Source organism: Erwinia sp. 009765445, from assembly GCF_058137865.1.
The window spans coordinates 95558-107095 of sequence record NZ_JBYUWC010000019.1 but is presented as its reverse complement, the minus strand read 5'-3'; the positions used below and the strand labels follow the sequence as shown (position 1 = coordinate 107095).

General features: G+C 58.3%; 8 protein-coding genes. 7 read left to right on the top strand and 1 reads right to left on the bottom strand.

Annotation, left to right across the window (positions count from 1 at the left end):
- The first annotated feature begins 313 nt into the window (after positions 1-313).
- The 4 genes from AC3Y5R_RS19520 to yegD all read left to right on the top strand — a co-directional run bounded on the left by AC3Y5R_RS19520 (position 314) and on the right by yegD (position 2830).
- Positions 314-829 (top strand): hypothetical protein, encoded by a 516-nt coding sequence (locus tag AC3Y5R_RS19520; RefSeq protein WP_489922708.1) that lies wholly within the window; start codon positions 314-316, stop codon positions 827-829.
- Positions 829-1044, top strand: a complete 216-nt coding sequence (locus AC3Y5R_RS19515; protein WP_489922707.1) for a hypothetical protein — start codon at positions 829-831, stop codon at positions 1042-1044. The genes AC3Y5R_RS19520 and AC3Y5R_RS19515 overlap by 1 nt, the downstream gene beginning before the upstream one ends.
- Entirely contained in the window at positions 1001-1402 is a 402-nt protein-coding gene (locus AC3Y5R_RS19510; RefSeq protein ID WP_489922706.1) for an EAL domain-containing protein, read from the top strand. The genes AC3Y5R_RS19515 and AC3Y5R_RS19510 overlap by 44 nt, the downstream gene beginning before the upstream one ends.
- A gap of 75 nt (positions 1403-1477) precedes the next feature.
- On the top strand, positions 1478-2830 hold the full coding sequence (gene yegD, locus AC3Y5R_RS19505) for a molecular chaperone (protein ID WP_489922705.1): 1353 nt from the start codon (positions 1478-1480) through the stop codon (positions 2828-2830).
- Between the two features lie 43 nt (positions 2831-2873).
- Here the strand turns inward: yegD and AC3Y5R_RS19500 are convergent, their stop codons facing one another.
- Positions 2874-3836, bottom strand: coding sequence for an aldo/keto reductase (locus tag AC3Y5R_RS19500; RefSeq protein WP_489922704.1), 963 nt, complete (start codon positions 3834-3836; stop codon positions 2874-2876).
- 241 nt (positions 3837-4077) lie between these two features.
- Between AC3Y5R_RS19500 and AC3Y5R_RS19495 the strand changes: the two genes are divergently transcribed.
- Genes AC3Y5R_RS19495 through mdtC form a run of 3 tightly spaced genes read left to right on the top strand, consistent with a single transcriptional unit; the run spans position 4078 to position 11515 of the window.
- Positions 4078-5325, top strand: a complete 1248-nt coding sequence (locus AC3Y5R_RS19495) for an MdtA/MuxA family multidrug efflux RND transporter periplasmic adaptor subunit (RefSeq protein ID WP_489922703.1) — start codon at positions 4078-4080, stop codon at positions 5323-5325.
- Positions 5325-8444, top strand: a complete 3120-nt coding sequence (locus AC3Y5R_RS19490) for an MdtB/MuxB family multidrug efflux RND transporter permease subunit (RefSeq protein ID WP_489922702.1) — start codon at positions 5325-5327, stop codon at positions 8442-8444. Before AC3Y5R_RS19495 ends, AC3Y5R_RS19490 begins: the two co-directional genes overlap by 1 nt.
- Positions 8441-11515 (top strand): multidrug efflux RND transporter permease subunit MdtC, encoded by a 3075-nt coding sequence (mdtC, locus tag AC3Y5R_RS19485; protein ID WP_489922701.1) that lies wholly within the window; start codon positions 8441-8443, stop codon positions 11513-11515. The genes AC3Y5R_RS19490 and mdtC overlap by 4 nt, the downstream gene beginning before the upstream one ends.
- Positions 11516-11538: the final 23 nt, after the last annotated feature.

Here is an 11538-nt window from a genome sequence, read left to right as displayed (position 1 = left end):
AACTGACGAGAATTATCTGGCGTGTGCTGACAGATGGGGTTGATTTTAATATGCAGAAGGCCGTTGCGATGAATTAGCTAAAAACAGCAATTTACAGAAACTTATTTAACTGAGTTTGCAGGCACTGATGAGAAAACGGCTACCGTCCCTGTAACAGCCTGAAGTTGACCTGGGTAATCATATACCGGTGTAGTGATAAGGAAACAGGGCTCGGATAACATCATGGCGCGGGTAAATTAACCCACTAACGACGCCGGATATATGGTCGCAAACCGTATCGAACCAGTACTTGTAACACCCGGGGCGTCCATATATGGTCGGACTGTTCGCGCCACTGGTGGGTGGCCTGCTTGCCTGCTGGATGCTCAGCGCCAGCGGGCGCGCCAGCTTCCGTTTTTTCTCCATCTGGGTGATCTCCGAAGGCATCGGCATGCTGGCACTGGGTCCGGTCTGCCTGCTGTGGCAGCGGGACTATCTGCGTAAAGCCATCAACCAGAATCAGCTGTTTGAAACCCTGCTGACGCTGCTGAGCACGGTGGTGTGTTACTGCGTACTGCGCTATCTACCCTTGCCTTTCACCTTTGTGATGGTCGTCCTGTTCTACAGCGCAGTCCGGCTGCCGCGTCTTGAGGCGTTTATTGTCTTCCTCGCCACGCTCTCCATGATGATGCTGATGCTGGCGTTGAATCTGCTGGATATGAGTTCTGAAAATGGCGGCGTGGTCACTAATATCCCCTGGCTGCCGTTTCTGCTGGCAATTATCCCCAGCCATATGATGAGGAAATTGATGAAGTCAGTTTCCGCGCCGGACTGCACGATGACGATCTGATGGCCGCACTGGATCGCAAACTGGTGGTGGAGTTCTTCCAGCAATACGCTGCTGGTGTGATCGGCAAAGAACTGACTGTGATCCTGACACTCTCTGCTGCCGGTTTGCACGATGAGAGTTTTATTGCTGAAACGACAGCACTAAGCGGGCGCCAACCTGCCAGGGAAATGGTTGTATTTCTCGCTGCCGTCAGAGGCCCTGCTGAATGCGGATGAACAGACGCGACGAAACGTTGAGCACCTGCGGGAAAGTGGCTGTGGCATTGTGCTGAACAACTTTGGCCGCAATCTGGATGCCTTTAACCAGCTCCCCGTCGAACTGATTGACTATCTGATCCTGAGTCACGACCTGATTGCCAACGTCCACTGCAACCTGATGGATGAAATGATGGTGTCCATCCTGCAGGGTCACGCTCAGCGCCTGAATATCGCCACACTGGCTGGCCCGACCGAACTCCCTGTGGCGCTGACCACCCTCTCCACCATTGGCGTGGACAGCGTCTGGGGCGGAGCAATCGCCGACAGGCAGCCGCTCAGCGCGCTGCTGAACAACAGTTACTTTGCGATAAAATAGCGCAAGGTTCTTGCTCTCTTTTCGGGCCTGGGCTAAAGTCGCCCCCTTTTTTTCATAGCCAGTTGAGGGGGACGAATGTTTATCGGCTTTGATTACGGTACGGCAAACTGCTCGGTAGCCATTATGAGCGAAGGCATGCCAGCACTGCTGCCGCTGGAAAACGGTTCCACATTACTGCCCTCTATGCTGTGTGCTCCGACCCGCGATTCGGTCAGCGAGTGGCTGTTCCGTCACCACCAGGTGCCCACGCCGGATGCGGATACCCAGGCGATCCTACGTCGGGCCATCACACTCAACCGGGAAGAAGATATTGAAGTCATGCCAGCCAGCGTGCAGTTCGGTCTGGCCTCACTGGCTCACTATATGGCCGATCCGGAAGACGTCTGGTTCGTCAAATCCCCGAAATCCTTTCTCGGTGCCAGCGGCCTGAAGCCGCAGCAGGTGGCGTTTTTTGAGGATCTGGTCTGCGCGATGATGTTGCATATCCGCCAGACAGCAGAACAGCAGTTAAATGACAGCATCACCCAGGCGGTGATTGGCCGCCCAATCAACTTCCAGGGGCTGGGTGGCGATGAAGCCAACCGCCAGGCGCAGGGCATCCTGGCCCGCGCGGCCAGCCGTGCAGGATTTAAAGAAGTGGCGTTCCAGTTTGAACCGGTTGCTGCCGGACTGGATTATGAAGCGACCCTGCAGGCGGAGACGCGCGTGCTGGTTGTGGATATCGGCGGGGGAACCACCGACTGCTCGATGCTGCTGATGGGCCCGCAATGGCAGGATAAATCTGACCGCAACGGCAGCCTGTTGGGGCACAGCGGCTGCCGCGTGGGCGGAAACGATCTGGATATTATGCTGGCCTTTAAAGAGCTTATGCCGCTGCTGGGCCTGGGTGGCGCAACGGAGAAAGGTATCGCCCTGCCCGCGCTGCCTTGGTGGAACGCCGTGGCGATCAACGACGTTCCGGCACAGAGCGACTTCTACGCGACCACCAGCCGCAAGCTGATTCAGGATTTGATCCGCGACGCGCAGGAGCCGGAGAAGGTGAAGCGCCTGCTGAAAGTCTGGCAGCAGCGCCTGAGCTATCGTCTGGTCCGTGCGGCGGAAGAGAGCAAGATTGCGCTGTCTGAACAGCCGCAGACGCTTTCCTCGCTGAACTTTATTGAGCAGTCGCTGGCAACGGAAATCACCGTGGATACGCTGAAAGCCGCAATTGCGCAGCCGCTGGAAAGAATTCAGGAGCAGGTAAAACTGGCGCTGGACGAGAGTGGCACCCGGCCGGATGTGATCTATCTGACTGGCGGCAGCGCCCGCTCGCCGGTTCTGCGACAGGCGCTGCAACAGCAGTTGCCTGATATCCCGCTGACCAGTGGCGATGACTTTGGTTCCGTCACCGCCGGTCTGGCCCGCTGGGCTCAGGTGATGTTCCGCTGATAAAGCCCTTATTCAGCGGCTGACCCACTGAAGTTAGCCTGATTCAGTAACTACTGGCTTCCGACAGCTCGCGGATGTCATCATCACTGAGCTTCAGCGTGGCGGCTTTAGTCAGCTCATCGAGCTGCACCAGTGAAGTCACGCTGACGATAGGTGCGGTGATGCTCGGGCGGGCAATCTGCCAGGCCAGCGCAACCTGTGTTGGCGTGGCGTTATTCGCCTGAGCAACCTGATCAAGCGCTTCCAGAATACTCAGCCCACGCTTGTTCAGGTACTTCTGCACCACGCCGTCACCCCGCTTACTTTTGCTGGCATCTTCCGGCTTGCGGTATTTACCGCTGAGAAAGCCACTGGCAAGAGAGTAGTAGTTAATCACCGCCAGACCGTTATCGTGCGCAACTTTCTCCAGGCCGCTTTCATACTCTTCGCGGTCATAGAGATTGTATTCCGGCTGCAGGGTTTCATAGCGGGCAATCCCGTTGTCTTTGCTGACCTTCAGCGCTTCAGCCAGACGGCTGGCGGAATAGTTGGAAGCGCCAACCGCCCGCACCTTGCCTTCTTTAATCAGCGCATCAAAAGTCTTCAGCGTATCCTGCAGCGGTGTGTCACTGTCATCGCGGTGCGCCTGATATAAATCGATGTAATCGGTCTGCAGACGACGCAGCGAATCTTCCACTGACTGGCGGATGTAAGCCGGTGCCAGACCGGTTTTCCCCTCGCCCATATCCATACCGACTTTGGTTGCCAGCACTATCTGGTCGCGCTTGCCGCTCTGCTTCAGCCAGTTACCGATAATGGTCTCAGACTCGCCGCCTTTATTACCCGGTGCCCAGCGTGAGTACACATCAGCGGTATCGATGAAATACAACCCCTTCTCCACCAGCGCATCCAGCAGCGAGAAAGACGTTTTCTGATCGACTGTCCAGCCAAATACGTTGCCGCCAAAGGTCAGGGTGGGAACTTTGATGCCGCTGCGGCCCAGTGAACGGTGTTCTGATTGACTCATAATCACTCTCCTGAGTTGAATGGTTTCGTGCGTGACTACAGCGTAGCAAACCTGGGACAAACCGCTTCGTTGATTTGTGGCAAAAGATTTTCAGGTTGTGAATACTTACACGGACTGAACAGTTATCCTTATTTCCTTCAATTTTGAAGCCGTTAAACTCGCTAAACTAAAAAGCTTAGGGGTCGCCCTTTGCAGACCCTCGTGGATATCCAGACTTGCTACCGGAGAGCTAACAACAACTATGAACAGCAAAAGCCGTTCCCGTAAAATTTTACCGATCCTTGTGGTGGCCGCTGTCGCCGCCGGTGGCTGGTACTGGTGGCACAGCCACAATGCAACAGCGCCGGAAAGCAGTAAAGGGGCAGGACATCAACGGGCTGGCGGAGTTAAAGCGGACGGTGGCAGACGCGGCGGAACCGGCGCACTGGCCCCGGTACAGGCGGCTGAAGCCGTTCGTCAGAGCGTTCCTCAGTATCTTTCCGGTCTGGGCACCGTGACGGCAGCCAATACCGTCACCCTCCGCAGCCGCGTGGACGGCGACCTGATGGCGCTGCACTTTACGGAAGGGCAGGAAGTAAAAGCCGGGCAACTGCTGGCAGAAATAGATCCCCGTCCATATCAGGTCGCGCTGACTCAGGCGCAGGGGCAGCTGGCAAAAGATCAGGCCACGCTGGCTAATGCCCGCCGCGATCTCGTCCGCTATGAGAAGCTGGCAAAAACCAATCTTGTCTCACAGCAGGAAATGGATACCCAGCGTTCGCTGGTTAACGAAACGCTGGGCACCATTAAAGCCGATGAAGGCAGCGTCGCCAGCGCCCAGTTGAATCTGGCCTACAGCCGTGTCACTTCCCCAATCTCTGGCCGTGTCGGCCTGAAGCAGGTTGATATCGGCAATTACATCACCAGCGGCGACACCAACGGCATTGTGGTGATCACCCAGACTCACCCGATCGATCTGGTGTTCAGCCTACCGGAAAATGAAATCGGTACCATTCTGACCGCGCAGAAAACCGGCGAGCCCATTCCGGTGGAAGCCTGGGACCGCAGCAATAAAACCCTGCTGACCAGCGGCACGCTGCTGAGCATGGACAACCAGATTGATGCCACCACCGGCACGGTAAAACTGAAAGCCCGCTTCACCAATACCGACGACATGCTGTTCCCTAATCAGTTCGTCAATGCCCGCCTGAAGGTCAGCACCCTGCAGGATGCCATTGTCATCCCGGCTGCGGCGCTGCAGATGGGTAACGAAGGCAACTTCGTCTGGGTGGTGAACGAAGAGAACAAGGTCAGCAAGAAGCTGGTGACCACCGGGTTGCAGGACAGTCAGAAAGTGGTGATTAAAGCCGGTCTGGATGCCGGAGATAAAGTTGTCACCGACGGCATCGACCGCCTGACCGAAGGTGCGAAAGTCGAAGTGGTTGCGCCACAGTCCACTCCGCTGACTTCCGGTAAGATCGCCCAGCCTGCCAAAGGAGCCAGCTCCTGATGCAGGTCATGCCACCCAGCTCCAGCGGCGGGCCTTCCCGCCAGTTTATTCTTCGCCCGGTTGCCACCACCCTGTTGATGGTGGCGATCCTGCTTGCCGGGATCATCGGCTACCGCGCCCTGCCCGTTTCAGCCCTGCCGGAAGTGGACTATCCGACTATTCAGGTGGTCACGCTCTATCCCGGTGCCAGTCCGGATGTGGTGACCTCTTCGATTACCGCCCCGCTGGAGCGTCAGTTCGGCCAGATGTCAGGCCTGAAGCAGATGTCCTCGCAAAGCTCCGGGGGAGCCTCGGTGGTGACGCTGCAGTTCCAACTGACGCTTTCACTCGATGTCGCTGAGCAGGAAGTGCAGGCAGCGATCAACGCGGCCACCAACCTGCTGCCTTCCGACCTGCCCAACCCGCCGGTCTACAACAAAGTTAATCCGGCAGATCCGCCGATCATGACTCTGGCCGTTACCACCACCAGCATGCCGCTCACCCAGGTGCAGGATATGGTGGAGACGCGGGTGGCACAGAAAATCTCACAGGTTTCCGGCGTCGGCCTGGTCACCCTTTCAGGCGGTCAGCGTCCGGCCGTGCGGGTGAAACTGAATGCGCAGGCACTGGCCGCGCTGGGGCTGGACAGTGAGACCGTCCGCACCGCTATCAGCAATGCCAACGTCAACTCGGCGAAAGGCAGCCTTGACGGTCCGGAACGTTCGATCACCCTTTCCGCCAACGACCAGATGAAATCTGCCGAAGATTACCGCCAGCTGATCGTCTCTTATCAGAACGGTTCTCCGGTGCGGCTGCGCGATGTGGCAACCGTAGAACAGGGCGCGGAAAACAGCTGGCTGGGCGCATGGGCTAACCGCCAGCCTGCCATCGTGCTGAACGTTCAACGCCAGCCCGGCGCGAACATCATTACCACCGCCGACAGTATCCGCCAGATGCTGCCGGGACTCACCGCCACGCTGCCAAAATCCGTCGACGTAAAAGTACTGACCGATCGCACCACCAATATTCGCGCCTCGGTACATGACGTGCAGTTCGAGCTGATGCTGGCAATTGCGCTGGTGGTGATGATTATCTACCTGTTCCTGCGCAACGTCCCGGCCACCATTATTCCTGCCATGGCCGTGCCCCTGTCGCTGGTCGGCACCTTTGCAGCGATCTACTTCCTGGGTTTCTCGGTTAATAACCTGACGCTAATGGCGCTGACCATCGCCACCGGATTCGTGGTCGATGACGCGATAGTGGTGATCGAAAACATCTCCCGCTACATCGAAAAAGGCGAAAAGCCCATGGCCGCCGCACTGAAGGGTGCCGGGGAAATCGGCTTCACCATTATCTCCCTGACCTTCTCGCTGATTGCGGTACTGATCCCGCTGCTGTTTATGGGCGATATTGTCGGCAGGCTGTTCCGCGAGTTTGCCGTTACTCTGGCAGTCTCCATTCTGATTTCGGCCGTGGTCTCGCTGACGCTGACGCCAATGATGTGCGCCAGAATGCTCAGCGCTGAGTCGCTGCGTAAACAGAACCGCTTCTCGCGCGCCAGTGAGGCGATGTTTGACCGTGTGATTGCCGTATATGGCCATTGGCTTCGCCGGGTGCTGAACCACCCGTGGCTGACGCTCGGCGTGGCGCTGGGTACGCTGGCGATCACCGTGCTGCTGTGGATCACCATCCCGAAAGGCTTCTTTCCGGTACAGGATAACGGCATCATCCAGGGCACAGTGCAGGCTCCTCAGTCGATCTCTTACGCCAAAATGGCCCAGCGGCAGCAGGAAGTGGCCTCAATCATCATGAAAGATCCGGCGGTACAAAGCCTGACTTCATTCGTCGGCGTGGACGGGACCAACCCGGCGCTGAACAGCGGCAGGCTGCAGATCAATCTCAAGCCGCTTGATGAACGTGATGACCGGATCCCGGAAGTGATTAAGCGTTTGCAGGATGAGGTGTCACGGCTTCCGGGCATCAATTTGTACCTGCAGCCGGTGCAGGATCTGACGATCGATACCACCGCCAGCCGCACCCAGTACCAGTTCACGCTGCAGGCCGGATCGCTGGAGTCGTTGAGCCTGTGGGTACCGCAGCTGACCAGTGAACTGGCGAAACTGCCTGAACTGCAGGATGTCAGCAGCGACTGGCAGGATCAGGGGCTGGAAGCCTTTATCCGCGTCGACCGCGATAACGCCAGCCGCCTGGAGATCACCATGGCGGATGTGGATAACGCCCTGTATAACGCCTTCGGTCAGCGCCTGATTTCTACCATCTATACCCAGGCTAATCAGTATCGCGTGGTGCTGGAGGACGACACCACCGCCACGCCGGGGCTGGCTTCGCTGGATGCCATTCGCCTGAACAGCAGCACGGGTAGCGTGGTGCCACTCAGCGCAATTGCAAAAGTGGAACAACGTCACGGCGCATTGAGTATCAACCATCTCGACCAGTTCCCGTCCACCACCTTCTCGTTCAACGTCAGCGACGGCTATTCGCTGGAGCAGGCGGTCAACGCTATCATCAAGGCCGAGAAAGATCTGGCGATGCCGTCGGAAATCATGACCCAGTTCCAGGGCAGCACGTTGGCCTTCCAGGCCGCGCTCTCCAGTACCGTCTGGCTGATTGTGGCGGCAGTGGTGGCGATGTATATCGTGCTGGGCGTGCTGTATGAGAGCTTTATCCACCCGATCACCATTCTCTCCACGCTGCCCACTGCGGGCGTGGGGGCGCTGCTGGCGCTGATGATCGCTGGCTGCGAGCTGGATGTCATCGCAATAATCGGCATTATCCTGCTGATCGGCATCGTGAAGAAAAACGCCATCATGATGATCGACTTTGCACTAGCTGCGGAGCGGGAACAGGGCATGGCACCTTATGAAGCGATTTATCAGGCCTGCCTGCTCCGCTTCCGTCCAATTCTGATGACCACGCTGGCGGCCCTGCTCGGCGCGCTGCCGCTGATGCTGAGTAGCGGCGTCGGGGCCGAACTGCGTCGTCCGCTGGGCATCGCCATGGTGGGTGGCCTGGTGGTCAGCCAGGTGCTGACGCTGTTCACCACGCCGGTGATCTATCTGCTGTTTGACCGTCTGGCGCACGCGACCCGCCGCCGCTTTAAGCGGGAGGAAGCGCAGTGAAATTTTTTGCGCTGTTTATTCACCGCCCGGTAGCGACCATCCTGCTTACCATCGCCATTGCGCTGGCGGGTATTCTCGGCTTCAGGCTGCTGCCAGTGGCCCCGCTGCCGCAGGTCGATTTCCCGGTGATCATGATTTCGGCTTCGCTGCCGGGGGCTTCGCCGGAAACCATGGCCTCGTCAGTTGCCACTCCGCTTGAACGCTCGCTGGGCCGGATCGCTGGCGTGACGGAGATGACCTCCACCAGCTCACTCGGCAGCACGCGCATTATCCTGGTGTTTGATTACGACCGTGACATCAACGGCGCTGCCCGTGACGTGCAGGGTGCGATCAACGCGGCACAGAGCTTGTTGCCAAGCGGCATGCCGAGCCGTCCGACCTATCGCAAGGCCAATCCTTCCGATGCGCCGATCATGATCATGACGCTGACTTCGGACACTTATTCCCAGGGGCAGCTGTATGACTACGCCTCCACCCAGCTGGCGCAGAAATTGTCGCAAATTGACGGGGTCGGCGACGTCACCATCGGCGGCAGCTCGCTGCCTGCGGTGCGGGTGGAGCTGAATCCGCAGGCACTGTTTAATCAGGGCGTGTCACTGGATGCCGTACGACAGGCCATCTCCAACGCCAACCAGCGCCGTCCGCAGGGCGCGATTGAAGATCTCAACCAGCGCTGGCAGTTAAAAACCAACGATGAGCTGCAAACCGCCGCAGACTATCAGCCGCTGGTGGTGCACTACAGCAACGGCTCGGCGGTGCGCCTGCAGGATGTGGCAAACGTCACTGACTCGGTGCAGGACGTCCGCAACGCCGGTATGGCCAACGCGAAACCGGCCATCCTGGTGCTGATCCGCAAGCTGCCTGAAGCGAACATCATCGACACCGTGGACAGGATCCGCGCGGAAGTGCCGGAGCTGAGTAAAGTCATTCCGGCATCGATCCATATGAATGTGGCGCAGGATCGTTCGCCCACCATCCGCGCCTCACTGGCTGAGGTGGAACAGTCTCTGGTGATCTCCGTCGGATTGGTGATCCTGGTTGTGTTCCTGTTCCTGCGTTCCGGTCGCGCCACGCTGATCCCGGCGGTTGCCGTTCCCGTCTCGCTGATTGGCACTTTTGCAGCCATGTACCTGTGCGGCTTCAGCCTGAATAACCTGTCGCTGATGGCGCTGACCGTGGCTACCGGCTTTGTGGTGGATGATGCCATCGTGGTGCTGGAGAATATCTCCCGTCATGTGGAAGCCGGAATGAAGCCGCTGCAGGCTTCGTTGCAGGGCGTGCGTGAAGTGGGCTTTACCGTGCTGTCGATGAGCCTGTCGCTGATTGCGGTATTCCTGCCGCTGCTGATGCTGGGCGGCCTGATCGGGCGCTTCTTCAAAGAGTTCGCCCTCACCCTCTCGGTCTCTATCGCCATTTCGCTGGTGATCTCTATCACGCTGACGCCAATGATGTGCGCCCGTCTGCTGAAGGCACATCCACAGAAACGCGAGCAGCCGCGGCTGAAGGGCTTCGGCAAGCTTCTGGTGAAATTGCAGCAGGGCTATGGCCGCTCGCTGAACTGGGTACTGAACCACGCGCGCTGGACGCTGCTGGTGTTTATCGCCACTATCGGCCTGACAATGTACCTGTACGTTTCCATTCCGAAAACATTTATGCCCGAGCAGGACACCGGGCGGCTGATGGGCTTTATCCAGGCCGATCAGAGCATCTCGTTCCAGGCGATGCGCGGCAAGCTGGAAGACTTTATGAAAATCGTTCGCGATGACCCGGCGGTGGAAAGCGTGGTGGGCTTTACCGGGGGATCGCGCACCAACAGCGGCTCGATGTTTATCTCGCTGAAGCCGCTGACCGAGCGCAGTGAGAACGCCCAGGAAGTGATCGCCCGGTTGCGCACCAAGCTGGCGAAAGAGCCGGGAGCCAACCTCTATCTGCAGGCGGTGCAGGATCTGCGCGTGGGAGGACGAGAATCCAATGCCGGTTATCAGTACACGCTGTTGTCAGACAGCCTGGACGATTTGCGCCTCTGGGAGCCAAAAATCCGCCAGGCCTTCGCCGCGCTGCCGGAGCTGGCAGACGTTAACTCCGATCAGCAGGACAAAGGCTCGGAAATGGCGCTGACCTATGACCGCGAAAGCATGGCGCGGCTGGGAATTGACGTGTCTGACGCTAACAGCCTGCTGAATAACGCCTTCGGCCAGCGGCAGATCTCAACCATCTACCAGCCGCTGAACCAGTACAAAGTGGTGATGGAAGTGGATCCGCGCTACACCCAGGACATCAGCTCGCTGGATTTGATGTACGTGATTAACAATGACGGCAAGGCCATTCCGCTGTCGTACTTCGCGAAGTGGCAACCGGCCAACTCCCCGCTGTCGGTCAACCATCAGGGGCTGTCGGCGGCGTCCACCATCTCCTTTAACCTGCCGGAAGGCGTCTCGCTCTCTGAGGCTTCCGATGCCATTGACCGCAGCATGACTTCGCTGGGCGTGCCGAACAGCGTGCGCGGCAGCTTTGCCGGGACCGCGCAGGTGTTCCAGCAGACGCAGAGCAGCCAGCTGTGGCTGATTCTGGCCGCCATTGCCACGGTGTATATCGTGCTGGGGATACTTTATGAGAGTTACGTTCATCCGCTGACCATCCTCTCCACCCTGCCCTCGGCAGGCGTGGGAGCGCTGCTGGCGCTGGAGCTGTTTAATGCCCCGTTCAGTCTGATTGCGCTGATCGGTATTCTGCTGCTGATCGGCATCGTGAAGAAGAACGCCATCATGATGGTGGATTTTGCGCTGGACGCCCAGCGTAACGGCGATCTCACCGCCCGGGACGCAATATTCCAGGCCAGCCTGCTGCGTTTCCGGCCAATTATGATGACCACGCTGGCCGCGCTGTTTGGTGCCCTGCCGCTGGTGCTGACCTCCGGAGACGGTGCGGAGCTGCGCCAGCCGCTGGGGATCACCATCGTCGGCGGCCTGGTAATGAGCCAGCTGTTAACGCTGTACACCACGCCGGTGGTTTATCTCTACATGGACAAATTGCGGCGGAAGCCCGCACCCGAACTGGCGAGCGCAGAATAATCCGTGCCCAATAACTCAGGAAT

Coding starts and splice junctions, on each gene's coding strand:
- AC3Y5R_RS19490 (WP_489922702.1), top strand. CDS start 5,325: ATGCAGGTCATGCCACCCAGCTCCAGCGGCGGGCCTTCCCGCCAGTTT.
- AC3Y5R_RS19520 (WP_489922708.1), top strand. CDS start 314: ATGGTCGGACTGTTCGCGCCACTGGTGGGTGGCCTGCTTGCCTGCTGG.
- yegD (WP_489922705.1), top strand. CDS start 1,478: ATGTTTATCGGCTTTGATTACGGTACGGCAAACTGCTCGGTAGCCATT.
- AC3Y5R_RS19495 (WP_489922703.1), top strand. CDS start 4,078: ATGAACAGCAAAAGCCGTTCCCGTAAAATTTTACCGATCCTTGTGGTG.
- AC3Y5R_RS19515 (WP_489922707.1), top strand. CDS start 829: ATGGCCGCACTGGATCGCAAACTGGTGGTGGAGTTCTTCCAGCAATAC.
- AC3Y5R_RS19500 (WP_489922704.1), bottom strand. CDS start 3,836: ATGAGTCAATCAGAACACCGTTCACTGGGCCGCAGCGGCATCAAAGTT.